Here is a 25,287-nt window from a genome sequence, read left to right on the forward strand (position 1 = left end):
GGTGGGGCTGGTTGTGTGCCATCAGCGACCAGCTCCCAGCATCCAGCTAACAACCGTCGGTCATGTGCGCGTGAGGTGCCTGCTGGCGGCTGAAAGCTGGCAGCTGATGGCTGGTCGCTACCCCCCCGTTACCGGCGGGAAGAGCCCGATCTCGTCGCCGTCGCTGATCTCGGTCTCGGCGCGGGCGAGGGTGTGGTTGCGCGCCATCATCAGCCGCGGGGTGGCCTCGAGCGCCTCGCGCCAGGGGCTGCCGCGCGCGCTCAGGTGCGCGACCAGCGCGCCCAGGGTGTCGACCCCGGCGGGGAGTTCGATGTGTTCCTCGTCGCGACCGATGCGCTCGCGCAGGCTGGCGAAGTAGCGGACGTGGATCATCGCGCCCTCAGTGCAACAGCTCGGTGAAGGGGATGAACTCGACCGGGTCGCCCGGGGCGATCGCCACCCCGGGGGCGAGGTCGATCAGTCCGTCGGCCCACACCAGCGAGCGCAGCGAGGCCGAGGAGCGGCTGGCGAAGACCTCGACCCGGGGTTGTCCGCTGTCGTCCTCGACCAGCCGGGCGCGGTGGAACTCGCGACGCTTGTCCGGGCGCGGCCAGGCGAAGGCGGCGGGCAGGCGTCGCCGACGCGGCGCGAGGTCGCCGCCGACGCCCTGCATCCGCAGCACCAGCGGGCGCACCAGCAGCGCACAGGTGACGAACAGCGAGACCGGGTTGCCGGGGCTGCCGAAAAACGGGGTATCGGCGATCCGCCCGAAGGCTACCGGCTTGCCCGGGCGGATCGCCACCTGGTGCAGTGCGAGCGTGCCGATGCGCTCGACGGCCGGGCGTACATGATCCTCCTCGCCGACCGAGACCCCGCCGCTGGCGATCACCAGGTCGGCCGCGTCGGCGCCGCGGGCGAGCGTCTCGCAGGTCGCCTCCAGGTCATCGGGAATGCGCCCGAGATCGATCACCTCACAGCCGAGCGCGGTGAGCATCGCCCCCAGGGTGAGACGGTTGGAGTCGTAGATCTGGCCGGGGCCGAGCGGGGCGCCGGGCGCGACCAGCTCGTCGCCGCTGGCGCAGATCGCCACCCGTAGCCGGGGCCGCACCATGAGTTCGGCCAACCCCAGACTGGCGGCGAGCCCGAGGTGCTGAGGGCCGAGCCGGGTGCCGGCGGCGATCACCTCGGTGCCGGCGGTGAAATCCTCGCCGGCGCGGCGGATGTTGCCGCCCGCCTTGCACTCGGGCGGGATGCGCAGCCGCTCGCCGTCGCGCTCGCACTGCTCCTGCATCACCACGGTGTCGGCGCCCTCGGGCACCGGGGCGCCGGTGAAGATCCGCGCCGCGCTGCCCGGCGCGAGCGGCGCGCCGACCATGCCGGCGGTGATGCGCTGGCCGATCGGCAGCCAGCCGTCGGCGGCGGCGAGGTCGGCATGGCGCAGCGCATAGCCGTCCATCGCGCTGTGGTCCCAGTGCGGGACCGCCAGCGGGCTGCGCAGCGGTGCGGCGAGCACCCGACCGAGCGCGGCGGCGAGCGCCACCGGCTCGCTGGTGCTGGGTGTCGGCGCCTGTTCGAGCAGCCGCGCGAGCGCGGCGTCGAGTGACAGGGCGCGGGGAGAGGCGGGACAACTGGCGGACATCGCGGACCTCAACGTTCGTGGAGACGGGGCAGCAGCTGGGCGAAGTTGCAGGGGCGGGTGCGGCGATCGAGCTGGGGGGCGAGGATGCGCTCCCAGGCGGTGCGACAGGCCCCGGTCGAGCCCGGCAGGCAGAACAGGAAGGTGGCGTTGGCCAGCCCGGCGAAGGCGCGCGACTGCAGCGTGGAGGGGCCGATCTCGGCGAGCGAGTAGTGACGGAACAGCTCGCCGAAGCCCTCGATCTCCTTGTCGAGCAGTGGGCGCAGCGCCTCCGGGGTGCTGTCGCGGCCGGTCACCCCGGTGCCGCCGGTGCTGATCACGACATCGACGGCGGGGTCGGCGATCCACTGCGAGACCTGGGCGCGCAGTCGGTAGATGTCGTCGGCGACGACACAGCGCGTCACCACCTGGTGCCCGGCCGTGCGCGCGGCCTCCTCGAGCAGCGCCCCCGAGGTGTCGCTGGCGAGGTCGCGACTGTCGGAGACGGTCATCAGCGCGATGCGCAGTGGCAGGAACTCGGGCGATCCGGTCGTCTGGGACATGCGGCAAGACTCCCTGCGGGCTCAGTGATCCGAGACGGGCGTGTACACGCCACGCGTCGAACCATCATCGCCGCCCGCTGCGGGGCTGGCAAGGGGGTGTCAGCTACCAGCCGCCAGCCGCCGGGGCTGATGGCTGGGCGCTGGCGGCTGGTAGCTGGCCGCTGGCGGCTTAGGTCACTCTGGCCGCTGCGGTCAAAAGAGCTTGGGCACCAGCAGCAGGGCCCAGATCACCACGCACAGGGTGATGCTGGAGAACACCGCCGCCGAGGCGATGTCCTTGGCGCGTCCCGAGAGTTCGTGGCGCTCCGTGCCGATGCGGTCGACGTTGGCCTCGATCGCCGAGTTGAGCAGCTCGACGATCGGCACCACCAGCAGGCTGCCGACGAGCAGGGCGCGCTCGACCGGGGTCTCGCCGAGCCACAGCCCGAGCGGGACCAGCGGGATCAGCAGAAACAGCTCCTGGCGGAACGCCTCCTCCAGCTCGTAGCAGGCGCGGAAGCCCTTCATCGAGTAGCCGAAGGCGCGTACCACCCGGCGCCAGCCGAGGTTGCCGCCGTTATTGGCCATCGCCGCCCCCGTCGGCCTGCTGCGGGGTCCAGGCGAGGTCGAGTTGGCGCGCCGCGCGCACGTCGTCGAGACGGCGCCGCGGCATGGTGTAGGGCGCGCCCTTGAGCTTCTCCGGGTCCTCCTGGGCCTCGCGACGGATCGCGATCATCGCCTCGACGAAGCCGTCGAGCGACTCCTGGGTCTCGGTCTCGGTCGGCTCGATCAGCAGGCACTCGGGCACCAGCAGCGGGAAGTAGGTGGTCGGGGCGTGGAAGCCGTAGTCGAGCAGCCGTTTGGCGAAGTCCATCGCGGTGACGCCGTACTCCTTGGCCTCGCGCTTGAGGGTGACGATGAACTCGTGGCTGGCGCGCCGCTCTGGGTAGGCCAGCTCGAAGCCCGCCTGCTGCAGCCGCGCCATCAGATAGTTGGCGTTGAGGGTGGCGAAGTCGGCCACCCGCGCCATGCCCTCGCGCCCGAGCATCCGCGCGTAGACATAGGCGCGCAGCAGGATGCCCATGTTGCCGCCGAAGGCGGTCATGCGACCGATGGTCTCGGGGCGGTCGGCCTCGGTCAGCCAGCGGTAGTCGTCGCCCTCGCGCTCGACCAGCGGCACCGGCAGATAGGGCGCGACCCGCGCCGAGACGCCCACCGGACCCGCGCCCGGACCACCGCCGCCGTGCGGGGTGGAGAAGGTCTTGTGCAGGTTCATGTGGATGACGTCGAAGCCCATGTCGCCCGGACGCACCTTACCGAGGATGGCGTTGAGGTTGGCGCCGTCGTAGTAGAGCAGGCCGCCGGCGTCGTGGACGATGCGGGCGATCTCCTCGATGTTGCGATCGAACACCCCGACGGTGCTCGGGTTGGTGAGCATGATGCCCGCCGTCTGCGGTCCCACCGCCGCGCGCAGCGCCTCGACGTCGACGTCGCCGTCGGGGCCGGTGGGGATCTCGCGCGCCTGGTAGCCGCACATCACCGCCGAGGCCGGGTTGGTGCCGTGGGCGGCATCGGGGATCAGCATCTCGGTACGGGCGTGATCGCCGCGCGCGAGGTGATAGGCGCGGATCATCGCCACCCCGGTCAGCTCGCCCTGGGCGCCGGCGGCGGGCGCCAGCGACACCGCGCTCATCCCGGTCACCGCCTTGAGGATCTCCTGCAGGTCGTGGAGACAGGCCAGCACCCCCTGACCGTGCTCGACCGGCGCCAGCGGGTGACGCTCGGCGAAGCCGGGCAGCGCGGCCAGGCTGTTGCACACCCGCGGGTTGTATTTCATGGTGCAGGAGCCGAGCGGGTAGAAGTGGGTGTCGATCGAGAAGTTCTGCTGCGACAGCCGGGTGTAGTGACGCACCACCTGCAGCTCGGAGACCTCGGGCAGCCGCGGACGCGCGCGGCGGCGCAGCGCCTGCGGGATGTCGCTCGGCTCTGGGGTGTGGCTCGGGGCCAGGACGTTGGCGCGGCGTCCGGGGCGGGATTGGTCGTGGATCAGCATGGCGATAGGGTCCGTCGGGTGGTGCGGCCCGCGCGGGCGGGCCCGGGAGCTGGGACCGCGCCGCGTCTCGGGGGCGCGGCACGGGTCGGTTCAGAGCGCGGCGAGGGCGGCCGCGTAGTCGGGTTCCTCGGTGATCTCGGGGACCAGCTGGCAATGAACCACCCGGTCCTCGGCGTCGAGCACCACCACGGCGCGGGCACAGATCCCGGCCAGCGGACCGTCGGCGATCAGCACCCCGTAGTCGCGCGCGAACGCCTGCGAGCGCATCAGCGACAGCGGGATCACGTTGTCGATGCCCTCGGCGCCGCAGAAGCGGCCCATGGCGAACGGCAGGTCGGCCGAGATCACCAGCGCCACGGCGTCGTCACGCTCGGCCATGGCGGCGTTGAAGCGCTGGGTGGAGAGCGCGCACACCGGGGTGTCGAGGCTGGGGACGATGTTGAGCAGCTTCTTCTTCCCGGCGAAGTCGGCCAGGGTGCGATCGTTGAGGTCCTTGTCGACCAGGGTGAAGTCGGGGGCCTGCTGCCCGACGGCGGGCAGGGTGCCGGTGAGGGTGACGGGCGAGCCTTGCAGTGCGGTCTGTGCCATGGGTGATGTCTCCGCTGCGGTTGGAAGCCGTGGCCGGGCGTTCAGCCGGCCTCGAGGATCTCGGCGAGGGCGCTGGCGTAGCGACGCATCTCCTCCTCGCTGCGCTGCTCGGTGGCGCACACCAGCAGTGCGTCGTCGAGTTCGGGATAGTCGGCGCCGAGGGCGAAGCCGCCGAGCACGTCGGCCTCGGCGGCGAGCCGTCCGAGCACCTCGCGCGGCGCGCGCGGCAGGCGCAGCGCCTGTTCGTGGAAGATTGCGCCGGTGAACGCCGGCTCGACCCCGGGGAGGGCGCAGAGCTGCTCGACGAGCCCCAGGGTGTTGGCGTGACAGGCGCGCGCGACCTGCTCCAGCCCCTCGGCGCCGAGCAGCGCCAGATGGATGGTCGCGGCGGTCACCATCAGCCCCTGGTTGGTGCAGATGTTGGAGGTCGCCTTGCTGCGGCGGATGTGCTGCTCGCGTGCCTGCAGGGTGAGGGTGAAACCGGGCTTGCCGTCGGCATCGAGGGTGCGCCCGACGATGCGTCCCGGCAGCTGGCGCACCAGCGCCTGCTTGCAGCAGAGGAAGCCGGCGTAGGGACCGCCCGAGGACAGCGGCATGCCGAACGGCTGGGCCTCGCCGCAGGCGATGTCGGCGCCCGCAGCGCCCCACTCGCCGGGGGGGGTGAGCAGCGCCAGGGCCAGCGGATTGACCACCGCCACGGCCAGGGCGCCCTGCTCGTGGGCCCAGTCGGTGAGGGCGTCGACCGTCTCGAGCACGCCGAAGAAGTTGGGCTGGTTGATCACCACCGCCGCCACGCCCTGGTCGCCGGCGAGCGCGGCGCAGCGCTCCACCGGGGTCTGGCCGCCGGCGGCGTCGAAGTCGACCTCGACCAGCTCCAGCCCCTGCGGCTCGACGATGGTGCGTACCGTGCTCCGGTACAGCGGGTGCAGCGCGCGCGGGATCAGCACGCGCCTGGACTTGCAGCGACGGTTGGCGCGCACCGCCATCAGCAGCGCCTCGGCGAGCGCGGTGGCGCCGTCGTAGAGCGAGGTGTTGGAGGCGTCCAGCGCGGTGAGCGCGGTCATCATCGACTGGAATTCGTAGAGCACCTGCAGCGTGCCCTGGCTGGCCTCGGCCTGGTAGGGGGTGTAGGCGCTGTAGTACTCGCCACGGGTGGCGATCTGCCACACCGCCGCCGGGATGTAGTGATCATAGGCGCCGGCGCCGATGAAGCAGGCCGGCTGCTCGTCGGTCTGGGCGCGCAGGCGCATCAGCCGGGTGATCTCCTGCTCCGAGAGCGCGGGCGGGATCTCGGCGCGCTCGCCGCTGCGCAGCGCCGCGGGGATCTCGTCGAACAGCGACTCGATCGAGGGGGCCCCGATGGCCTGGAGCATCGCGGCGACGTCGTCGTCGGTGTGGGGGATGAAGGGCATGATCTGGATTCCGGGGCCCGCGGCGCGGGCGCGTCTGCCTTGAACGGGACCAGCGCGCGCCGCGCGCGCCGGGCGAGGTGCCGGCCCCGACCGGGGCCGGTGGCTGGGCTCAGTCCTCTTCCTCGAGCACCTTGGCGTAGGCCGCGGCGTCGAGCAGGGCGTCGAGCGCAGCGGCGTCGCTCGGCGCGAGACGGAAGATCCAGCCCTCGGCGTGCGCGCTGGCGTTGATCAGCTCGGGGGCGTCGCCGAGCGCCTCGTTGGCCTCGACCACCTCGCCGGCGAGCGGGGCGTAGATGTCGGAGGCGGCCTTCACCGACTCGACCACGGCGCAGGCCTCTGCGGCGGCGACCTGGCGTCCGACCTCGGGGGTCTCGACGAAGACGATGTCGCCGAGCGCCTCCTGGGCGTGATCGGTGATGCCGACGGTGACGGTGCCGTCGCCGTTGTCGCGCACCCACTCGTGGCTCTTGGTGTATTTCAGATCGGCGGGGGTGTCGCTCATTGGGGGTTCTCCGTTGCGGTCTGCACGCAGACGCTCGATGTCATGGCTGCCGGGAGAGACCCGGCAGGTTCGGATAGGGGTCGGGGTTCAGGCGAGGTCGATCAATGCCTTGCCGTGACGCGCGAAGGGCGGTTTGACCACGCGCGCGGGGACGGCCTTGTCGCGGATCAGCACCGCGCAGCGCTCGCCGATCGTCGGGGCGACGCGCGCCAGCGCGATCGAGCCGCCGAGGGTGGGGGCGAAGCCGCCGGAGGTGATCTCACCGGCGACCTCGCCGTCGATCAGCACCTGCTGGTGGCCGCGCAGCACGCCGCGCCCCTCCAGCACCAGACCGACGAAGCGGCGCAGTCCGCCGCGCTCGCGCTGCGCGCTGAGCGCGGCGCGACCGATGAAATCGCGCTCGGTCGGCTCCCAGGCGACGGTCCAGCCGAGCCCGGCCTCGAGCGGGCCGGTCTCCTCGTCCATGTCCTGACCGTAGAGGTTCATCCCCGCCTCGAGACGCAGGGTGTCGCGCGCGCCCAGGCCGCAGGGCTGTACCCCGGCCTGCTCCAGCGCCTGCCACAGCGTGGCGGCCTCGGTGGCCGGGAGCATGATCTCGAAGCCGTCCTCGCCGGTATAGCCGGTGCGCCCGACGAACCAGTCCTCGTGTTCGGTGGCGAAGAAGGGGGCGAGCGCCTGTGCCTGCTCGGCCAGCGGCGCGGCGAGCAGCGGGAGGGTCTTGGTGCGGGCCTCGGGGCCCTGCACGGCGATCATCGCCAGGTCCTCGCGCGGCCGGATGTCGACCGCGAAGCCGGCGCGTTGTTGCGCCATCCAGTCGAGGTCCTTGGCGGCGGTGGCGGCGTTGACCACCAGGCGATAGCGCTCGGGGCCGCGCAGATAGACGATGAGGTCGTCGATCACCCCGCCCTCGGGGTTGAGCATGCAGCTGTAGAGGGCCTTACCGGGCTGGGTGAGACGGGCGACGTCATTGGCGAGCAGGTGGCGGAGGAAGTCGCGCGCCTGTACACCCTCGATGTCGACCGGACGCATGTGGGAGACGTCGAACATGCCCGCGGCGCGGCGCACCGCGTGGTGCTCCTCGAGCTGGGAGCCGTAGTGCAGCGGCATGTCCCAGCCGCCGAAGGGGACGATGCGCGCGCCCAGACGCACGTGCTCTGCAAACAGGGGGGTACGTGATCCCATTCGACTCTCCGCTAGACTGTTCGGGGTGCCGCGCGCGCGGCCATGATAACGACGCCGCGGGTCAGTTCGACCCACGGCATCGCCCCTCTGTCTTAGACCTGAGAGTTTGCTGACGGTGACCGGGTGGTTCCGCCGCTGCCCCGTCGGTGGGCCGCGCCTGTGGCGGCCACTCTCCAGAGTCGGTCCTCGTTCCCGCAGTCCTTTTGCCTGAGCGATTCCGGGCGATGTTGCGCCTTCGGCGCCGGCGAAGCTGCCGGTCTCTCCCGCGGGACATGACACGAGCGGCTACTATAAGCGCGCCCCCGGTCGATTTCCAGCCTCGCGCGCGGGCTCGCACCCGCGCGCGCCTTGGTGGTTCAGCCCTGCTGGTCCTCGCGTCCGACCGGGTTGCGGCGGAAGCTGGTGGCGCCGCACTCGGCGCAGGGCGGGATGCGACCGGCCTTGACGAAGTGGGTCTCGGCGCCGCACTTGTCGCACACCAGGGTGCCGGGGCCGGTGATCTCGCCGGCCTGGTAGAGGCTCATCCGGCGCGCCGTCTCGGCGATCTGGGCGAGCTGCAGCCGGGTCTGGTCGGCGACCTGGCTGAAGGCCTCGAACAGCCGTCGCTCCATCAGCTCCAGATCGAAGCGCCACCAGTCGCGGATGTCCTGGCCGGTCTCGGCGACGAAGCCGGCGGCGTCCTCGATGTCGCGACGGATGTAGTCGGCGACGCGCTGCGCCTCCTCGCGGCTGAGTTCGCCGAGTTCGACCAGGTTGTCGCGGGTCTTGTCGAGCACCTCGCGCAACCGCGGTGCCGTCTCGTTCTGCGCCTGCTCGATCGCCTCGTGGGCGTCCTCGAGCATGCGCTCGTAGGCGCGCACCAGCCGGTCGTCCTTCGGGTTCCTGTCTTGATCGCTCATGATCTGTCTCTCCAGTGGTCCAGCGGACCATCTTGGGCCGGCATCGGCCCGGGGCGAAGACAGCGGGCATCGGGCGACACCCGGTGTGGATCGCGTCGACTCCAGCATAGCAAAAGGGCGCTAGCGGGACTCGGCGGGCGGGATCTTGAACCGCAAAGACCCAAAGGACGCGAAGATGAAGAAAGGCTTCCAGCTGCCAGCCTCCAGTGAGGGGGCTGGCTTGTCTCGTCGCGTCGCGGTTGACCGCACACCGATACTGGAGGCTGTTCGCTGAAGGCTGTCGCTCTCTTCGCGTCCTTTGGGTCTTTGCGGTTCAATCTCTCGATCGCCGGCCACCGACGGCTGCCTCCCCCCGGTCGCCGTGCATCGTCGAGCTGGGTTATGCTTTCGTCATCATTCCAACCCCAGTTGTCACAAGACCGAAGACCCATGCAGACCGATTACGATCCGTGCGCCGTCGAGGCCGCGGCCCAGCGCTATTGGGAAGAGCACCAGTCCTTCAAGGCCGTCGAGGACACCTCGCGCGAGAAGTTCTACTGCCTGTCCATGTTCCCCTATCCCTCGGGGCGGCTGCACATGGGGCACGTGCGCAACTACACCATCGGCGACGTGATCGCGCGCTACCAGCGCATGCTCGGCAAGAACGTGCTCCAGCCGATGGGCTGGGACGCCTTCGGCCTGCCGGCGGAGAACGCCGCGATCACCCACGGCATCCCGCCGTCGCAGTGGACGCGCTCGAACATCGCCTACATGAAGGACCAGCTCAAGAAGCTCGGTTTCGGCTACGACTGGGACCGTGAGCTGGCCACCTGCGACCCCGACTACTACCGCTGGGAGCAGTGGCTGTTCACCCGACTGATCGACAAGGGGCTGGCCTATCGTGCCAAGGCGATGGTCAACTGGGACCCGATCGACCAGACCGTGCTCGCCAACGAGCAGGTGATCGACGGGCGCGGCTGGCGCTCCGGCGCGCCGATCGAGAAGCGCGAGATCACCCAGTGGTGCGTGCGCATCACCGACTACGCCCAGGAGCTGCTCGACGCGCTCGACGGTCTCGACGGCTGGCCGGAGCGGGTGCGCACCATGCAGCGCAACTGGATCGGGCGCTCCGAGGGTGTGCACATGACCTTCGGTGTGGCCGACAGCGACGAGACGCTGGGCATCTACACCACCCGCCCCGACACCGTGATGGGCGTGACCTATGTCGCCGTCGCCGCCGAGCACCCGCTGGCGCGTCGCGCCGCCGAGACCGATCCGGCGCTCGCCGCCTTCATCGAGGAATGTCGCCAGGGCGGGATCTCCGAGGCCGAGATCGAGACCATGGAGAAGAAGGGATATCCCCTCGGCATCGACGCCATCCACCCGATCACCGGCGAGCCGGTGCCGATCTATGCCGCCAACTTCGTGCTCATCGGCTACGGCACCGGCGCGGTGATGGCCGTCCCCGCGCACGATCAGCGCGACTGGGAGTTCGCCGAGCGTTACGGCATCGCCAAGCGCGCGGTGATCCGCCCGGCCGATGCCGAGAGCTGCGACATCAGCGCCGCGGCCTTCACCGACAAGGGCGTGCTGTTCAACTCCGGCGCGTTCGACGGTCTGACCTCCGAGCAGGCCTTCGACGCCATCGCCACCTGGCTCAGCGAGCAGGGCAAGGGCGAGCGCACCGTCAACTTCCGTCTGCGCGACTGGGGCGTGTCGCGCCAGCGCTACTGGGGCTGTCCGCTGCCGGTGGTCAACGGCGCCGACGGCGAGGCGCGTCCCGAGACCGAGCTGCCGGTGCGTCTGCCCGAGGACGTGGTGGTCGACGGCTCGGGCTCGCCGCTCAAGCGCATGCCCGAGTTCTCCGAGCTCGGCAACGGCGAGACCCGCGAGACCGACACCTTCGATACCTTCTTCGAGTCGAGCTGGTACTACGCCCGTTACTGCTCGCCGGACTGCGACACCGCCATGCTCGACGAGCGCGCCAAGTACTGGCTGCCGGTCGATCAGTACATCGGCGGCATCGAGCACGCGGTGCTGCACCTGCTCTATGCCCGCTTCTTCCACAAGCTGATGCGCGACGAGGGCCTGGTCGACTGCGACGAGCCCTTCACCAAGCTGCTCACCCAGGGCATGGTGGTGGCCGAGACCTGGTATCGCGAGGACGCCAACGGGCGCAAGCAGTGGTTCAATCCCGCCGAGGTCGTGCCGGTGCGCGACGACAAGGGTCGGGTGGTCTCTGCGGTGCTCGAGGCCGACGGCGAGCCGGTCATCTATGGCGGCATCGAGAAGATGTCGAAGTCGAAGAACAACGGCGTCGATCCGCAGAGCCTGACCGAGCGCTACGGCGCCGACACGGTGCGGCTCTACACCATGTTCACCTCGCCGCCGGACCAGTCGCTGGAGTGGAACGACGAGGGCGTCGAGGGCGCCTTCCGCTTCATCAAGCGGCTGTGGACCCTGGGCACCGGCGAGGCCGAGACGATCCGCGCCGGCGCTGCGCCGGCCGACCTCGACGAGGCGGCCAAGGCCGCGCGTCTGGAGATCCACGGCGCACTCAAGAAGGCCCTGTTCGACTATCAGCGCAACCAGTTCAACACCGTGGTGTCGGGCTGCATGAGCATGGTCAACACCCTCTACCGGCTGGAGTCGGCGGCGCGGGCGCAGGTGCTGCGCGAGGGCGTGAGCATCGTGCTGCGGCTACTCGGCCCGATCGCGCCGCACGTCACCCATCATCTGTGGCGCGAACTCGGCTTCGGCGACGACATCCTCGCCGCGCCCTGGCCCGAGGTCGACGAGTCGGCGCTGGTGCAGGACAGCATCGAGTACGTGGTGCAGGTCAACGGCAAGGTGCGCGCCAAGATCAAGGTCGCGGCCGACGCCGACAAGGCGACGATCGAGGCCGCGGCGCTGGCCGACGAGCACGCGCGCAAGTTCATCGGCGACAAGACCATCCGCAAGGTGATCGTGGTACCGAAGAAGCTGGTCAACATCGTCGCCTGAGGCGTGGCCCTCGCCGGGGCCGGGTTCCGGCGAGGGCCGGCGCGATAGAGGAGAGACGGAGTGAGCAACGAATGAGTCGATCGATGCCCGGTGGCCGGGGTCCATGGATGGTGCTGCTGACGGCGGTGCTGCTGGCGCTCGCCGGCTGTGGCTTCCAGTTGCGCGGCAGCGTCGAGATCCCGCCGACGCTCAACCCGCTCTATATCCAGGCCGATGCCGGTTCGCCGGTGCGGCGCGCCCTGCTCGATCTGCTCGCGGGCAGCGACGTCGAGGTGACCCGCAACGCCACCGAGGCGCGGATGGTGCTGCGCATCCTTGCCGAGACCAGCTCCTCGCGGGTCGCCGCGGTCGATATCAACGGCAAGACCCTGGCCTACGAGCTGCACTACATGGTGCAGTTCGACGCCCTCGGCGAGGCCGGGGTGCAGCTGGTCGCGCCGCAGGGTCTGGATCTGGTGCGCACCTTCGACAACCCCGATGTCGAGGTCCTCGGCAAGCGGCTCGAGCAGGACCTGATCTTCGAGGACTTCGCCACCGAGGCCGCCGATCGTATCCTCACCCGGTTGCGGGTGGCGCTGCGCTGATCTCGCGTGACCTCCGCCGCGTGCCGTGCCCCGAGCCGGTGCGCGGTCTCCCCTTGTCCCGGACCCCTGGTAAATCATGCGTCTGCGTTTCAATCAACTCCAGGCCCAGCTCGCGCGCGGACTCGCGCCGGTCTATCTGCTCTGCGGCGAGGAGCCCTTCCAGCTCGACGAGGCCGCGCGGCTGATCCGTGCCGCGGCGCGCAAGGCCGGGTTCGCCGAGCGCGAGGTGCTCGACCAGGACGGCGGCTTCGACTGGAACGCGCTCGGCGCGGCGGCCGATGCGCTGTCGCTGTTCTCCACCCGCAAGCTCATCGAGCTGCGTCTGGGTGGGGCGCGTATCGGCAAGGAGGGCGGCGCGGCGGTGCGCGAGTACTGCGCCCGCCCCTGTGCCGACAACCTGCTGCTGATCCTCGCCCCCGGGCTCGAGCGCAAGGAGCTGAAGGCGCGCTGGGTCGGCGCGGTCGAGGAATGCGGCGCGGTGCTGCAGGTGTGGCCGCTGAAGGGGCGCGAGCTGGAGCAGTGGGTCGAGCAGCGGTTGCGCGCGGCCGGTTTCACACCCGCGAGCGGCGTTGCCGCGCTGCTTGCCGAGCGCGCCGAGGGTAACCTGCTGGCCGCCTCCCAGGAGATCGAGAAGCTGCGCCTGCTCGGCGAGCCGGGCCCGCTCGGGCTCGACGACCTGCTCGGCACCCTTGCCGACAGCGCCCGTTTCGACCTCTTCGCCCTCACCGACGCCGCGCTCGCCGGCGATCGCGCCCGGGTGCAGCGGATCATCGCGGTGCTGCGCGCCGAGGGTAGCGCCGAGAGCCTGGTGCTGTGGGTACTGGCGCGTGAGCTGCGGATGCTCGCCGAGGCCGCCGAGGCCGTCGCCCGGCAACAGTCCCCGGCGAAGGTGCTGGCCGCCCACCGGGTGCCCAGACCGCGGGTGCCGGTGGTCGAGCGCGCGCTGCGTGCGCGCTCGTCGGGTCAGCTCCACGGTCTGCTGCGGCGCTGCGCCGAGGCCGATCTGGCGATCAAGGGGCTTGCTCCGGGCGATCCCTGGCAGCGGCTGGCCGCGATCGCCGACGATCTCGCCCGGGGCGACGCGCACTGAACGCCTTTTCCATCCATCGAAGGTCATCGACATGAGCGAATCCAGCATCCACGACATCGACGCCTACATGAGTGATCTCGGCGTGCGCGCCCGCGCCGCGGCCCGCGCCCTGGCGCGTGCCACCACCGCCGAGAAGAACCGCGCCCTGCTCGCCATCGCCACGCGGCTCGATGCCGCGCGCGACCAGCTCGCCGCGGCCAACCGTCGCGACCTCGAGGCCGGCGCCGCCAAGGGGCTCGATGCCGCGCTGCTCGATCGGCTCGAACTGACCCCGGCGCGGATCGATGCGATGATCGAGGGGCTGCGCCAGATCGCCGCGCTGCCCGATCCGGTCGGCGCCATCAGCGACCTCGACTATCGTCCCTCCGGCATCCAGGTCGGGCGCATGCGGGTGCCGCTCGGCGTGGTCGGGATCATCTACGAGTCGCGTCCCAACGTCACCGCCGACGCCGCCGCGCTCTGTCTCAAGTCGGGCAACGCCACGGTGTTGCGCGGCGGCTCCGAGGCCTTCGCCTCCAACCAGGCGATCGCCGGCTGCATCCACGCCGGGCTGGAGGAGGCCGGGCTGCCGGCCGACGCGGTGCAGGTGATCGCCACCACCGACCGCGCCGCGGTCGGAGCGATGATTACCATGCCCGAGTCGATCGACGTCATCATCCCGCGCGGTGGCCGCGGGCTGATCGAGCGCATCAGCCGCGAGGCGCGAGTGCCGGTGATCAAGCACCTCGACGGCATCTGTCACGTCTACATCGACGCCCACGCCGATCTCGACAAGGCCTTCGCCATCGCGCTCAACGCCAAGACCCAGCGCTACGGCACCTGCAACACCATGGAGACTCTGCTGGTCGACGCCGCCGTCGCCGGGCAGATCCTGCCGCGCCTGGGCGCAGCCTTCGCCGAGCACGGGGTGGAGCTGCGCGGCTGCGCGCGCACCCGCGAGCAGCTGCCCGCGGCGCTGCCCGCCAGCGAGGCCGACTGGGATACCGAATATCTGGCGCCGATCCTCTCGATCCGGGTGGTCGACGGTCTCGACGCGGCGATGGACCACATCGCCCGGCACAGCTCGGCGCACACCGAGTCGATCGTCACCGAGGACTACGCCCGGGCGCGTCGCTTCCTCCGCGAGGTCGACTCCAGCTCGGTGATGGTCAACGCCTCGACCCGCTTCGCCGACGGTTTCGAGTACGGGCTCGGCGCCGAGATCGGTATCAGCACCGACAAGTTCCACGCCCGTGGCCCGGTCGGGCTGGAGGGCCTGACCTCGCTCAAGTTCGTGGTGCTCGGCGACGGCCAGGTGCGCGGCTGAACGGCGTGACCCGGTCGCGGGCCGCGACCGGGCGATCGATCGGCTGAGCGGACACGACGAGGCCGCCCCGGTGGACCGGGGCGGCCTCGTGTCGTCAGGGCCTCAGTTGTAGGGGTTGGCCCGGTTGATGAAGTCCTGATAGGCCTCGGTGTCGTAGGTGTGGGGCGGCAGCTGGGTGGCGAACCAGGTGAAGTTGTAGGGGCTGGTGTAGGCCCCCTCGGGGGTCTCGACCACGCCGCCGAAGACCGAGCAGCCGCAGAGCGCGGTGGTCTTGTAGTAGGAGCCGGAGGCGCCGTCCAGGACGCACCCGGTCTCGATGCCGGGGACACACTCGTCGACCGTCTCGTTGCGACAGCTCAGGCCAGTGCTGCAGCTTGCGCTGTCGACCGGGACGTAGCAGCTGTTGCCGTTGCTCGGGTCGCATGGACCACAAGTATCGCCATGTCCTCCCGGCATATTGTCGGAGACGAAGTTGTAGTTTTCACAAGGTGCGGTGAACAGTCGTTTGTGACTGACCCGGACGAAGTAATAGCCCGGCTGGTCGAGCCCGAGCAGGAAGGTCTCGGGGTCGACGGCATCGCCGTCCGAGTCGGTGTTCTTGGTGTTGAACGACAGCAACGGGACCACCGAGGTCCGCGGGACGCCGTTCACGATCTGGGTGGCGGTGGCCATGTTATAGACCTCCATCTGCCAGTCGCCGAGACCGCAGCCCTCGCGCTCGCAGAAGGTCACCGAGATCAGCTCGTTGCCCTGGCTGTAATAGACGAACCAGTCCTCCTCCCCCTGGCCCCAGGTGTAGGTGGCGTCCGGGTCTTCCCCATCGCTCGGTGGGACGGTGTCGTTGAAGCTCAGGTTGACCACGCCGTACATGGTGACGCTGGTCGCCAGCGGATCGGAGATGTTCGGGAAGTCGTTGGGCTCGGTCTCGACGTCGTGGAAGCCGACCACGTAGTTGGGGGTGCCCAGGCCCGAGTCCTGCAGCGAGACGGCGAGCTGGTAGGCGCTGTAGACCTTGGCGCTGTCGTAGGGCTGCACCACCACGTAGTAGCTGCCGACCAGCCCGAGGGTGGCGCGGTAGACGATGGTGTCGCCGGCGGTGCCGCCGGAGCCGGTCACCCCGGTGTCGAATTCGGCGAAGATGTTGCCGGCGGCATCGCGGATGGTCACCTTCCAGCCCGAGGGATCGGCCGATCCGGGGGTGGAGAAGTTGACGATGATGTTCTGGTTGGGGCTGGTGGTCTGGGTGTAGTACCAGTCCTGGTCCTGCGGGCCGTAGCTCTGGCCCCAGAAATTGGCGTTGAGCTGGAGCGGGTCGGCGCTCACCAGATTGTCGTTGGGCTCGGTCTCGCCGAAGCTCGGCGCGGGCAGACAGGAGGAGAGGCTGATGCCGCAACTGCCGGGGTCCGAGTAGCAGGACGAGACGCCGGCCTCGAAGCCGCTGCCGTAGGCCTCGTCGCTTGCCGTGCCGCAGTTGTCCGGATAGCCGCCGAGTGAGTCGGCGACGACGTGCAACGGCGCCAGCAGGCCGAGTGCGAGCAGAAGGGAGTGGATGGCTTTCATGACATATGGTCTTCCTGGTGACACGGGTCGGGGAGGCGGCAGGCCGCCGGCTGCCGACATCCGGGTGGTCTCGATCCTCGGTGGAGTGTAGCCGAACGATCCTCGGCGGCAAAAGTCGTGCCTTGGCGTGCGCGCTCTGGCGGGGGGAAGATGGCGACAAAGGCCGCGCTTTCTGCTAGCGTTCGATCCATGTATCGATCACCCACCGATCTGGACAGGAGACCTTGCAACAGGCCCGTTTCGCCGCTCGCCATCGTCCGTCAGTGACCGCCCCGGTCCATGCGCGCGCCCCGTTCGGGGTCGGTCGCGTCCGCCCCCGAGTCATCGTCGTCGCCCTGGCGTCAGGACCGCGGCAGCGATGATCGGCATCTTCGGTGGTACCTTCGATCCGGTCCACTTCGGCCATCTTCGACCCGCACTGGAGTGTCTGCAGGGACTGGATCTGGAGCAGCTGCGCTTCATCCCGCTCAAGGTTCCGGTGCATCGACCCCAGCCCTGTGCCTCACCGGCCGCCCGGTTGGCGATGCTGGAGGCGGCCATTGCCGACGAGCCGAGGTTCATGGTCGATGCGCGCGAGCTCGAGCGTCCCGGACGCTCCTACTCCTACGACACCCTGGCCTCGCTGCGCGCCGAGCTCGGCGCGCAGCGGCCGTTGTGTCTGCTGGTCGGCGCCGATGCCTTCGCCGCCTTCCTGCGCTGGCACCGGCCACAGGAGATCCTGGAGCTGGCGCATCTGGTGGTGATGCGTCGTCCCGGTCACCGGGCACTGGTCGATCCCGAGCTGGAGGCGCTGTACGCGCGTCGCGGCAGCGACACGCGCGCCGAACTCGCGCGCGCGCCGGGTGGGCGCATCCTCTTCCAGGAGGTCACCCAGATCGATATCTCGGCGACCCGTATCCGGCGGTTGCTCGCCACCGGGCAGAGCCCGCGCTACCTGCTGCCCGAGCCGGTGCGCGCCTATATCGCGCGCACCGGCGTCTATGACGGTTGCGGCATGGGCGAGCTGCCCGCCTGAGTCAGTCTTTTTCCGCGGGATGGGGCGTTCCCCGTCCGACAAGGCCGCGCCAGGGATAGCGCGGCGCCGGCGATCACGCTTGCAACGTCGTCGACCGGCCAGGGCCAGGAAGGCAGGCGTCGCGATGATCGCGACCTGTCGTGACCGGTGCACAGGCACCCCAAACATTCTCAAAGCAGAGGAGATCGCATGCAGCTCGAGCAACTTCGGGAACTGGTCGTGGAGACCCTGAACGATATGAAGGCCAACGACATCGAGGTCATCGACGTGCGCGGCAAGACCGCCGTCACCGACTTCATGATCATCGCCTCCGGCACATCGGATCGTCACGTCAAGGCGATCGCCGAGACCGTCGCCTTCCGCGCCAAGGACGCCGGCGAGGCGCCGCTTGGCACCGAGGGCGTGGCCGAGGGCGAGTGGGCCCTGGTCGACCTCAACGGCATCGTGCTCCACGTCATGCTGCCAAAGGTCCGCGACTTCTACAGCCTCGAGCGGCTGTGGTTGGCCCCCGCCGTGGTTCCCCAGACCGCCGCCCAGCACTCCTGAGCGGGCGCGGTCGTGTGCGTTCCCCGTCTCCCCGCCCGTGCCCGACGCATGGGCGGGGGCTGAGGCCTCAGCCGCGCAGCTGTTCGAGGAACTTGCGCATCAGCACCACCAGCTCGTCGGCCTCGGCGCGCCTCTCCCACATCGCCAGCAGCTGCTTGCGCCTGGCCTCCATCACCTCCGGTGGGTTGGACAGATAGCCCATCGACCACCCCTGGAACATCCGCTGCTTGATCGGGGCGACGCCGATCAGCACGCTGTCGTAGTGACGACGATCGTCGAGGATTCGGCCATAGAGCCGGAACACCGCCTCCTGCGGTCCTTCCAGCACCTGGATGAAGTGGCCGCCACCGGCGCAGAGGATGCCGGAGATCCTCTGCTCCTTGTTGTGCCGATTCGACTGTTCGAGGATCTGTTTGAGCTCGGCCTCGCCGACCCCCTGGCTGGTGCGGCTGACATAGAGGATGCGTGAGAGATGCTCCATCGTGCCTGTCCTTGCGGGCTAGGTGCCCTGCGATCTGTGCGGATGACCATCATGGGCGATGCCCATGGTTATGGCATGGGTTGGGGCGATGCGGGGTGCTGCCAAGCGGGCTGGCGGAACGATGGGAGGCGCCGGGCCGGGGCCCGGGCGCGGCGGCCGATGACCGCGCCCGGGGAGGGGAGATGGACTATTCCTCGCGCATCGAACGCGCCAGGGCATCCTTGAGCGGGCGCAGCCGGTCGGCGAGCGGGTGGTGGCGCTGCTGGGCGCCGAGTTCAGCTCGGTGACCACGTCACGCAGGAACTTGCGCTACGCCTGATCGATCTGCAGTTCGGTGCTGGCGCGTTGCGAGCGCACCGCCGCGAGATCCTCCTCGACCTTGGCCTGATCACGTTCGAGCGCGAGCAAGGCGCCGAGTTCGCTGTGCACCGATTGCTGTGGCTGCGTCAACTGTGCGACGAGGCCTATATCGAGATCAGGCTCGACGACCTCGGCGACTGAGATGCGGTGATAGCGGTTGGGCCACGAGGCCAACCTTGCCATCGCCTCGTGGCCCCAGTACCGACGCCTTGCTGGGTTGCCAAACGGCGACCCAGCCGACGAAGTCATGGATTGAATACCGGTGGGGGCAGTCCAACTCATCTGAACGGATGATCGGCAAAGTAGGCGAAAAATGTCGCGACATCTCTTTCCACGCCCGTGATGAAGATGTAGTCGGGCCGGAATGCCTCAACCAGCGCATCCAGCTTGGCGGGCGTCATGGCGGAATAATGAACCTGCAAAACCTCACGAAAGGATCGCGCGACATAGGGTGAGAGCGCTGTCCCGAAGGAATCCCTCAGCCATATCACCTTCAAATCGTTTTCGGCATCACTGGAAACGACCAGCAACGGTTCGAGCTGGAAGAACACAGGAGGATTCCCTGCCGCCGACTTGACCGCCTTGGTTTGAAAATCGATTTGCTTGGCATCGATCTGCTTTTCCGGTTCGACCTGAAGCACAGGAGAAACGTCTTCAAGCACATCACTCATTCTTAAAAAGAGTGAAAGATCCCCACCGGGAATGATCTTTTGATCGCTTACGGAACCCGTCAAGGCATATTTGATCTCAGGGTGCCTGGACGACACATCGGTCATGAAAAAGTCGTAAGCCAGCCAAGCTCCGTGGTTGTTCCAGTGGGTGTCTGTCTTGTAGTAAAGGAGACGATCTTCCTGACGGGATCTTTCTGCGATGAATCCGCGAAGATCGATACAGGCATCGCTCGACATCGAGCCTACAAAGACATCGGCCAGCGTCACCGAGGCCGGACGCATCCACTCAGGCAAGTAATCGCGATAGATGGTCGACTTGTCGGGCGCGAGCATCAGCACGACATCCTTCACCCCCGTCGCCAACAGGTGAGTCCGCCACAAATCCAGGGTAGCGCCAGAGACCCTTGCACGTTCGGTGTGCTCTGACTCGGCTCCAACCCTTTTTTTCGTGATGGCCTCTGAGTATTTGTCGCCCAGAAAGAGCCAGCCATCCTTGCCGATGACGACCTGGGAAGGGAACAGGCTGATCCCAAAGCGACTCATCATCGCACTCAGGTCAGGCAGTATGGGATCGAGACGATAGAGTAACTTGCTCTTGACCTCCTGATCGGAACGCAGCAGATAAACCACGTTGGTCACGGGAAGAATCGCCAATAGCAATGCCGCCAACGACAAGAAAACGATGACTTTTTTCTTCATCTTGATCAGAAATTGAAGTACAGGAAGACGTTGCTGACGCTGTTAACCATCACCATGACGGCAATTGAGAAAAACAACGATGCCAACGAGATCCGGGTCATGGTTAAGCGTTCTCGGGCAAGTTGGATCGTATTGCGCTGGAAGATCAGCACCAACGCCAGAACGCTGGCGAAAAGTGGGATGGCATTGGTCAGCAATATCAGCTGAGTACCGCTCAGGGCATCTGGGATGGTTCCGAGCCAGGCTAACTGTGCGGTGGTGAAGTGCTCATAACCGACCCCACCGAAACCGTTCAGACCGAACATGCCGGAGATGACATTGGTCGCTGTCGCCAGGTCCGGCGCCCTGAAGAATATCCAGGCAAGATTGACGAAGTTGAAGGTCACCAGCCACGCAGCCAGAGCCGGTAAGGACAGCCCCAGCCGTTTCCAAAAGCGGTGGATGACCAGCGCCATCCCGTGGAGCGCCCCCCACAACACAAACATCCAGCTCGCACCATGCCACAGCCCCGCGAGCAGGAAGGTCATCAAAAGGTTGATGTAAGTCCGCGTCTTGCCCTTGCGGTTGCCACCGAGCGGGATGTAGATATAGTCCTTGAGGAAACGACCGAGGGTGATGTGCCAGCGTCTCCAGAAATCCTGAATATCAAGGGATTTGTAAGGCGAGTTGAAATTGATCGGCAGGCGAATATTGAAGAGCAGGGCAGCACCGATGGCCATATCGGTATAACCACTGAAGTCGAAATAGAGCTGAAAGGTGTAGCTCAAACTGGTGGTCCAGGCCTCGACAAAGACCAGCGGTACCGCAGAAGAGAACCCGGCATCGGCCCAGACCGCGAAAGAATCGGCGATCACGACCTTCTTGAACAACCCGAGCGAAAAGATGAAAAGTCCCAGGGCAATGTTCTTGTAGTTTATCACCAGCAGACGCGTCGATGCGAACTGCGGCATCATCTCCTTGTGGTGAACGATCGGTCCGGCGATCAACTGCGGGAAGAAGGTCACGAACAGCGCATAGTTGATGAAGCGATATTCCTGCGTCTCGCCACGGAAGCTGTCGACGAGATAAGCGATCTGCTGGAAGGTGAAGAAGCTGATCGCCAGCGGCAGCGCGATCCCGAGCAGATCGAGATCGGCACCGAGATGATTGAGGTTGGAGATAAAGAAATCCGCGTACTTGAAGTATCCCAGTACCGAGAGGTTGAAAGCGACGCCGATACCGAGAATGACCTGCTTCCTGCGGGCAGCCGAGAAAGGCCGAAGCAACACGAAATCGTTGCTCTTTCCTGGCTTGAGCGCGCCTCCCAGGAAATAGTTGACCGCCATCGAAGCGAGGATCAACGGCAAGTAGATGGGATTCCAGTAGGAGTAAAAGAAAAGACTGCAGAAGACTAGCCAGAACCGTCCTGCTGCCACCCAGCGCCTACTGTTGAGTGCGAAATAGACGAAGAAGGCGATCGGCAGAAAGACAAAAATGAACGCAGATGAATTGAAAAGCATCTCGGCAAATACATGGATGTTGTTTTTATCTGTTGGTGGGAATCCGGGCAGGTGTCATGGCATCGTCCGGCGCAACGAGAACACGGATTTCGAGGCGGCACAATGCCACCGGTGGTCACCACTGGCGGACAAGGTCACATCCCGATGCCAGCAATCGGCCCCAGACCTTGATCGCGCACCCTCGGCGAGGAGGAAAAAACGGTAGTGCCCTGACCGATAGGATTTTGAATCGTTCGGCATGTTCGGCTCACCCACAATAAATCACACGCACATCGTGGCGTTGTAATGATGAATGAAGTTCCAGAGTGCACCTAGATGGTTTTCCTGGTTCTTCGAGAACGCGAGCGACTTTCTCACCAGGCGGGAGATACGCTGCTGGAGTTTACCGTTGAACCGTTCGATGTGCTTGGTTTCCCCTTGGGACTTCGCACTGGGGTAATGTCGGTGTGCTGGGATGATCCGCGCATAGGCGCTCCAGAAATCTGTGTAGACGGGAGCGAAAGTCTGATATTGCGCTGGGATGGAATCCCACAGAAGCCGGGCATTGGAGACCTTCACCGCACGGGCAATTCCGGCCAGGGAGATTTTTCCAGTAGCAACCGATCGATCAGTTCGCGGGTTTCCTGAGAAACCGGTTCCTTGGCAGGATGGAGAACGAACTGACGACCGCAATCTTGACACTTGTACAACTGCTTGTTCAGCCGGTTGAATCCATTTTTGGTCACATGGTTGGAGTGACACCGCGGACATGTCAGATACATCTTCTTCATCCTTAAAGCAAGTGAGGTTCCCCTGTTTTTTCGTCCCCCAAGGGGTTGGTCTCATGCGACTGTCTGGCCGCGGCGCTGGCTCGCCTCCCACTGTTGCATGAACTCGACGGGTGAGTGATAGCCGAGCGTCGAGTGCAGTCGCTTGCGGTTGTAGAAGACCTCGATGTACTCGAAGGCCGTCGCGCGCATTGCCTCGCGGGTCGGGAAGCGCTCGCCGAAGACGCGCTCGTGCTTGAAGCTGTTGAACCAGCGCTCGGTCGGTGCGTTGTCCCAGCAGTTGCCGCGCCGGCTCATCGAGCAACGCATGGCGTAGCAACGCAGGCGTTGCTGGAAGGCGTGGCTGGCGTACTGGCTGCCCCGGTCGGAGTGGTGCAGCAGCCCCGGTGGCGGCCGGCGCCGGGCATGGGCCATGTCGAGGGCGCTGATGACCAGCTCGGCGTCCATGCGGGTGCGCATCGACCAGCCGACGACCTCGCGGTTGAACAGGTCGAGGACGACGGCCAGATAGAGCCAGCCCTCATCGGTCCAGAGGTAGGTGATATCGGCGCTCCATACCTGATTCGGGGCGCTGGGCCGGAAGTCACGGGCGAGCATCTCGGCGACGGGGAGGCGGTGGCTCGAGTCGGTCGGGGCGCGATAGCGGCACCGATGACGGCCACGTAGGCCGTGCTCACGCATCAGCCGCTCCACGCGCGCCTTGCCGGCGCTCAGGCCACGGGCGCGTAGCGCCCGCACCATCCGCGGACTGCCGTAGGCGCCACCGGTTGCGGCGTGGATGGCCTGCAGCAGCAGCGTCAGCTGTGCGTCACTCAGCCCCTGGCGCTGGCCGCCGCGCTGCCAAGCCCGATAGCCGCTGGCACTTACGCCCAGCAGCGCGCACAGCCGACGTAGGCCGCACGCGCCGCGATGCGCATCGATCCAGGCGTGCTTCACAGCGCATCCTTCGCAAAGTACGCCGGCGCTTTTCGCAGGATCGTGTTCTCCTCGCGAAGCTCGGCAACCTCGGCGCGCAGCCGCGATAGCTCCATCCCCTCGGGCGTCACCGCCTGGCCCGCGCTCGCCACCAGCTTCCCCGCCTCGCTGCGCCGCACCCAGTTGCGTACCGTCTGCTCCACTAGGCCCATCTCGCGCGCCATCGGGCGATACTGCGCCCCGACTGCACTCGCTTGACCGCCTGCTCCTTGAACTCCTGCGTGTACACCCGCTTCGGGATCTTCTGCATCGTGCTCTCCAAGCGTTGATCGTCAATCCTTGGGGGACGAAATTCGGGGGGAACCTCGCAAGAGATTCTGATCTTATCGAAACGTATCGGTCAGGGCACTACCGAAAAAACGACTGCCACGCCAGTCGGCACGGCCATACAGCGATCGCGAGCAGCCCCGAGTCGAGCGCACCGTGATGATGGCCTTCACAATGGGATGGCGATACTCAAAAGGCAGGAACAGCGGCCAGAGCGAGCCTTATCCTGTCGCGGGTACGAGGATGCTCGAGACGGGATCGACCACCGGCGCCGCGGCCCGCGGTCGATTCCCCTGCGGGTCACTCCTCGCGCATCGAACGCGCCAGGGCATCCTTGAGCGGGCGCAGCAGATAGTCGAGGAAGGTGCGCTCGCCGGTGACGATCATCGCCTCGGCGGGCATGCCCGGCAGCAGCTTGAGGTCGCCGAGACGCTGGCTCTGGTCCTCGGGGATCTCGATGCGGGCGAGGAAGTAGGGATGGCCGTTCTGCTCGTCGATCAGGCGGTCGCCCGAGACCGTGACCACCTGCCCGGTGAGGGTCGGGGTGGTGCGGAAGTTGAAGGCGGTGAAGCGGACCTGTGCCTCCAGCCCCGGGAACACCTTGTCGATGTCCTGCGGCGTGACCTGGGCGTCGATCACCAGCAGGTCATTGTCGGGGACGATGTCCATCACCCGCTCGCCGGGCGAGATCACCGCGCCGAGGGTGTGCACCTGCAGCCCCACCACCTTGCCCGAGACCGGCGCGCGGATCTGGGTGCGGCGCACCCGGTCGGCGAGCGCGCGGTGGCGCTGCTGGGCGTCGAACAGGCGCTCCTGCGCCGAGCTCAGCTCGGTGACCACGTCGCGCAGGAACTCGCGCCACGCCTGGTCGATCTGCAGCTGGGTCTCGTCGATCTGCAGCGTGGCGCTGGCGCGCTGCGAGCGCACCGCGGCGAGATCGCCCTCGACCTCGGCCTGATCGCGCTCGAGCGCGAGCATCCGCACCTTGTCGCCCATGCCGTCCTTGTAGAGTGCGCGCAGCCCCTTGAGCTCGTCCTCGTAGAGCGCCATGCGCTTCTCGAACTTGCGTTCCTGCTCGGAGAACCCGTTGACCTGCTCACGCAGCTGCTCGATGCGCTGCTCCATCACCCCGACGCGGCCATCGAGGTCGTCGCGGCGGGCGATGAAGACCTGATGCTGGGTCTCCATGAACTCCTGCAGCCGGGAGTCGTGCTCGGCCTGCTCGATCAGCTCTTCGGGGAAGGCGATCGCCTCGTTGCGATCGCGCTCGGCCTGCAGTCGCGCCTCGAGCGCGAGCAGGGCGCCGAGCTCGCTGCGTACCGCTTCGAGCTGGGAGGAGAACTGGGTGTCGTCGAGCCGCACCAGCAGGTCGCCGGCCTCGACCAGATCGCCCTCGGTGATCAGCAGTTCGCTGACGATGCCGCCCTCGAGGTGCTGCACCGCCTGACGGTAGGACTCCACCGTCACCACGCCCGGCGCCACCGCGGCGCTGTCGAGCATCGCCATCGCCGACCAGCTCCCGAAGCCGCCGAACATCACGAGGATGACACTGATGCCGAACCAGCGTATGCGCTGATCCTGGATGCTGGCCTGCGGGGCCTGGGTGGTCGAATCGGATGCTTGCGACACGTCGGGTCACCTGTCAGTGGGAGGGTGGGGTAGAGCGGGGCATGGCGCGGGCGGCTGCCCGCGCCGGTCGTTTCTCGGATCAGG

22 protein-coding genes, 2 pseudogenes and 1 riboswitch are annotated in these 25,287 nt (G+C 67.5%); of the genes and pseudogenes, 6 read left to right on the forward strand and 18 right to left on the reverse strand.

Annotation, left to right across the window (positions count from 1 at the left end; genetic code table 11):
* Nucleotides 1-117: 117 nt before the first annotated feature.
* The 10 genes from moaD to EBL85_RS04885 all read right to left on the reverse strand — a co-directional run bounded on the left by moaD (nucleotide 118) and on the right by EBL85_RS04885 (nucleotide 8,772).
* Nucleotides 118-372 (reverse strand): molybdopterin converting factor subunit 1, encoded by a 255-nt coding sequence (moaD, locus tag EBL85_RS04840; RefSeq protein ID WP_123142311.1) that lies wholly within the window; start codon nucleotides 370-372, stop codon nucleotides 118-120.
* Between the two features lie 7 nt (nucleotides 373-379).
* Nucleotides 380-1,618 (reverse strand): gephyrin-like molybdotransferase Glp, encoded by a 1,239-nt coding sequence (gene glp / locus EBL85_RS04845; protein ID WP_123142312.1) that lies wholly within the window; start codon nucleotides 1,616-1,618, stop codon nucleotides 380-382.
* 8 nt (nucleotides 1,619-1,626) lie between these two features.
* A complete protein-coding gene (gene moaB, locus EBL85_RS04850; RefSeq protein WP_005221921.1) occupies nucleotides 1,627-2,157 on the reverse strand; it encodes a molybdenum cofactor biosynthesis protein B in 531 nt (176 codons plus the stop codon).
* Between the two features lie 192 nt (nucleotides 2,158-2,349).
* The gene (locus tag EBL85_RS04855) at nucleotides 2,350-2,724 is read right to left on the reverse strand and encodes a diacylglycerol kinase (RefSeq protein ID WP_123139237.1); all 375 of its coding nucleotides are present in this window, start codon (nucleotides 2,722-2,724) and stop codon (nucleotides 2,350-2,352) included.
* Nucleotides 2,714-4,189: an aminomethyl-transferring glycine dehydrogenase subunit GcvPB gene (gene gcvPB, locus EBL85_RS04860; protein ID WP_123142313.1), complete on the reverse strand. Its 1,476-nt coding sequence runs from the start codon at nucleotides 4,187-4,189 to the stop codon at nucleotides 2,714-2,716. Before gcvPB ends, EBL85_RS04855 begins: the two co-directional genes overlap by 11 nt.
* 90 nt (nucleotides 4,190-4,279) lie before the next feature.
* Nucleotides 4,280-4,777 carry a thiol peroxidase gene (gene tpx, locus EBL85_RS04865; protein WP_123139239.1) on the reverse strand — a complete coding sequence of 166 codons (498 nt, stop codon included), beginning with the start codon at nucleotides 4,775-4,777 and terminating at the stop codon, nucleotides 4,280-4,282.
* Between the two features lie 41 nt (nucleotides 4,778-4,818).
* Nucleotides 4,819-6,189: an aminomethyl-transferring glycine dehydrogenase subunit GcvPA gene (gene gcvPA / locus EBL85_RS04870; RefSeq protein WP_123142314.1), complete on the reverse strand. Its 1,371-nt coding sequence runs from the start codon at nucleotides 6,187-6,189 to the stop codon at nucleotides 4,819-4,821.
* A 109-nt stretch (nucleotides 6,190-6,298) separates the two neighbouring features.
* Entirely contained in the window at nucleotides 6,299-6,691 is a 393-nt protein-coding gene (gene gcvH / locus EBL85_RS04875; protein ID WP_123142315.1) for a glycine cleavage system protein GcvH, read from the reverse strand.
* Nucleotides 6,692-6,778: 87 nt separating this feature from the next.
* Complete coding sequence (gene gcvT, locus EBL85_RS04880) at nucleotides 6,779-7,873, reverse strand: glycine cleavage system aminomethyltransferase GcvT (RefSeq protein WP_123142316.1); 1,095 nt, start codon at nucleotides 7,871-7,873, stop codon at nucleotides 6,779-6,781.
* A gap of 185 nt (nucleotides 7,874-8,058) precedes the next feature.
* Nucleotides 8,059-8,149: riboswitch (glycine riboswitch) on the reverse strand.
* A gap of 80 nt (nucleotides 8,150-8,229) precedes the next feature.
* Nucleotides 8,230-8,772, reverse strand: a complete 543-nt coding sequence (locus tag EBL85_RS04885) for a zinc ribbon-containing protein (RefSeq protein WP_005221914.1) — start codon at nucleotides 8,770-8,772, stop codon at nucleotides 8,230-8,232.
* A gap of 429 nt (nucleotides 8,773-9,201) precedes the next feature.
* Between EBL85_RS04885 and leuS the strand changes: the two genes are divergently transcribed.
* From leuS to EBL85_RS04905, 4 genes are all read left to right on the forward strand, one after another.
* Nucleotides 9,202-11,754, forward strand: coding sequence for a leucine--tRNA ligase (gene leuS / locus EBL85_RS04890; protein ID WP_123142317.1), 2,553 nt, complete (start codon nucleotides 9,202-9,204; stop codon nucleotides 11,752-11,754).
* Nucleotides 11,755-11,825: 71 nt separating this feature from the next.
* Entirely contained in the window at nucleotides 11,826-12,338 is a 513-nt protein-coding gene (gene lptE / locus EBL85_RS04895) for an LPS assembly lipoprotein LptE (protein WP_005221910.1), read from the forward strand.
* Between the two features lie 76 nt (nucleotides 12,339-12,414).
* Nucleotides 12,415-13,428 carry a DNA polymerase III subunit delta gene (gene holA, locus EBL85_RS04900; protein WP_123142318.1) on the forward strand — a complete coding sequence of 338 codons (1,014 nt, stop codon included), beginning with the start codon at nucleotides 12,415-12,417 and terminating at the stop codon, nucleotides 13,426-13,428.
* Nucleotides 13,429-13,459: 31 nt separating this feature from the next.
* Nucleotides 13,460-14,734, forward strand: a complete 1,275-nt coding sequence (locus tag EBL85_RS04905) for a glutamate-5-semialdehyde dehydrogenase (protein WP_123142319.1) — start codon at nucleotides 13,460-13,462, stop codon at nucleotides 14,732-14,734.
* A 102-nt stretch (nucleotides 14,735-14,836) separates the two neighbouring features.
* On the opposite strand, the gene EBL85_RS04910 is transcribed toward EBL85_RS04905, so the two are convergent.
* Nucleotides 14,837-16,294, reverse strand: a complete 1,458-nt coding sequence (locus EBL85_RS04910; protein WP_123142320.1) for a hypothetical protein — start codon at nucleotides 16,292-16,294, stop codon at nucleotides 14,837-14,839.
* A 358-nt stretch (nucleotides 16,295-16,652) separates the two neighbouring features.
* Between EBL85_RS04910 and nadD the strand changes: the two genes are divergently transcribed.
* On the forward strand, nucleotides 16,653-17,309 hold the full coding sequence (gene nadD / locus EBL85_RS04915; protein WP_005221900.1) for a nicotinate-nucleotide adenylyltransferase: 657 nt from the start codon (nucleotides 16,653-16,655) through the stop codon (nucleotides 17,307-17,309).
* A 189-nt stretch (nucleotides 17,310-17,498) separates the two neighbouring features.
* Nucleotides 17,499-17,855, forward strand: a complete 357-nt coding sequence (gene rsfS / locus EBL85_RS04920; protein WP_123142321.1) for a ribosome silencing factor — start codon at nucleotides 17,499-17,501, stop codon at nucleotides 17,853-17,855.
* A 67-nt stretch (nucleotides 17,856-17,922) separates the two neighbouring features.
* Here rsfS and EBL85_RS04925 read toward each other — a convergent pair whose 3' ends face one another.
* From EBL85_RS04925 to EBL85_RS04955, 7 genes and pseudogenes are all read right to left on the reverse strand, one after another.
* Nucleotides 17,923-18,336, reverse strand: coding sequence for a BLUF domain-containing protein (locus tag EBL85_RS04925; RefSeq protein ID WP_123139249.1), 414 nt, complete (start codon nucleotides 18,334-18,336; stop codon nucleotides 17,923-17,925).
* 309 nt (nucleotides 18,337-18,645) lie between these two features.
* Nucleotides 18,646-18,786 carry a hypothetical protein gene (locus tag EBL85_RS17185; protein WP_190288038.1) on the reverse strand — a complete coding sequence of 47 codons (141 nt, stop codon included), beginning with the start codon at nucleotides 18,784-18,786 and terminating at the stop codon, nucleotides 18,646-18,648.
* A gap of 188 nt (nucleotides 18,787-18,974) precedes the next feature.
* Nucleotides 18,975-20,066: a hypothetical protein gene (locus EBL85_RS04935; protein ID WP_123142323.1), complete on the reverse strand. Its 1,092-nt coding sequence runs from the start codon at nucleotides 20,064-20,066 to the stop codon at nucleotides 18,975-18,977.
* 5 nt (nucleotides 20,067-20,071) lie between these two features.
* Nucleotides 20,072-21,565 (reverse strand): MBOAT family protein, encoded by a 1,494-nt coding sequence (locus tag EBL85_RS04940; RefSeq protein ID WP_123142324.1) that lies wholly within the window; start codon nucleotides 21,563-21,565, stop codon nucleotides 20,072-20,074.
* Between the two features lie 261 nt (nucleotides 21,566-21,826).
* Nucleotides 21,827-22,335 (reverse strand): annotated as a pseudogene (locus EBL85_RS04945) (IS1 family transposase).
* Nucleotides 22,336-22,386: 51 nt separating this feature from the next.
* Nucleotides 22,387-23,557 (reverse strand): annotated as a pseudogene (locus EBL85_RS04950) (IS3 family transposase).
* Nucleotides 23,558-23,874: 317 nt separating this feature from the next.
* Nucleotides 23,875-25,203, reverse strand: a complete 1,329-nt coding sequence (locus tag EBL85_RS04955; RefSeq protein WP_123142325.1) for an HlyD family type I secretion periplasmic adaptor subunit — start codon at nucleotides 25,201-25,203, stop codon at nucleotides 23,875-23,877.
* Nucleotides 25,204-25,287: the final 84 nt, after the last annotated feature.

The organism is Marichromatium sp. AB32 (assembly GCF_003718675.1).
Taxonomy (GTDB): domain Bacteria; phylum Pseudomonadota; class Gammaproteobacteria; order Chromatiales; family Chromatiaceae; genus Marichromatium; species Marichromatium gracile.

Excerpts from the sequence above, each read along its gene's own strand:
- EBL85_RS04885 (WP_005221914.1), bottom strand. The coding sequence starts at position 8,772 with ATGAGCGATCAAGACAGGAACCCGAAGGACGACCGGCTGGTGCGCGCC.
- EBL85_RS04925 (WP_123139249.1), bottom strand. The coding sequence starts at position 18,336 with ATGGAGCATCTCTCACGCATCCTCTATGTCAGCCGCACCAGCCAGGGG.
- nadD (WP_005221900.1), top strand. The coding sequence starts at position 16,653 with ATGATCGGCATCTTCGGTGGTACCTTCGATCCGGTCCACTTCGGCCAT.
- gcvH (WP_123142315.1), bottom strand. The coding sequence starts at position 6,691 with ATGAGCGACACCCCCGCCGATCTGAAATACACCAAGAGCCACGAGTGG.
- EBL85_RS04935 (WP_123142323.1), bottom strand. The coding sequence starts at position 20,066 with ATGAAGAAAAAAGTCATCGTTTTCTTGTCGTTGGCGGCATTGCTATTG.
- rsfS (WP_123142321.1), top strand. The coding sequence starts at position 17,499 with ATGCAGCTCGAGCAACTTCGGGAACTGGTCGTGGAGACCCTGAACGAT.
- moaD (WP_123142311.1), bottom strand. The coding sequence starts at position 372 with ATGATCCACGTCCGCTACTTCGCCAGCCTGCGCGAGCGCATCGGTCGC.
- lptE (WP_005221910.1), top strand. The coding sequence starts at position 11,826 with ATGAGTCGATCGATGCCCGGTGGCCGGGGTCCATGGATGGTGCTGCTG.
- EBL85_RS04855 (WP_123139237.1), bottom strand. The coding sequence starts at position 2,724 with ATGGCCAATAACGGCGGCAACCTCGGCTGGCGCCGGGTGGTACGCGCC.
- gcvPA (WP_123142314.1), bottom strand. The coding sequence starts at position 6,189 with ATGCCCTTCATCCCCCACACCGACGACGACGTCGCCGCGATGCTCCAG.
- EBL85_RS04940 (WP_123142324.1), bottom strand. The coding sequence starts at position 21,565 with ATGCTTTTCAATTCATCTGCGTTCATTTTTGTCTTTCTGCCGATCGCC.
- EBL85_RS04910 (WP_123142320.1), bottom strand. The coding sequence starts at position 16,294 with ATGAAAGCCATCCACTCCCTTCTGCTCGCACTCGGCCTGCTGGCGCCG.
- glp (WP_123142312.1), bottom strand. The coding sequence starts at position 1,618 with ATGTCCGCCAGTTGTCCCGCCTCTCCCCGCGCCCTGTCACTCGACGCC.
- gcvPB (WP_123142313.1), bottom strand. The coding sequence starts at position 4,189 with ATGCTGATCCACGACCAATCCCGCCCCGGACGCCGCGCCAACGTCCTG.
- holA (WP_123142318.1), top strand. The coding sequence starts at position 12,415 with ATGCGTCTGCGTTTCAATCAACTCCAGGCCCAGCTCGCGCGCGGACTC.
- gcvT (WP_123142316.1), bottom strand. The coding sequence starts at position 7,873 with ATGGGATCACGTACCCCCCTGTTTGCAGAGCACGTGCGTCTGGGCGCG.
- EBL85_RS04905 (WP_123142319.1), top strand. The coding sequence starts at position 13,460 with ATGAGCGAATCCAGCATCCACGACATCGACGCCTACATGAGTGATCTC.
- tpx (WP_123139239.1), bottom strand. The coding sequence starts at position 4,777 with ATGGCACAGACCGCACTGCAAGGCTCGCCCGTCACCCTCACCGGCACC.
- leuS (WP_123142317.1), top strand. The coding sequence starts at position 9,202 with ATGCAGACCGATTACGATCCGTGCGCCGTCGAGGCCGCGGCCCAGCGC.
- moaB (WP_005221921.1), bottom strand. The coding sequence starts at position 2,157 with ATGTCCCAGACGACCGGATCGCCCGAGTTCCTGCCACTGCGCATCGCG.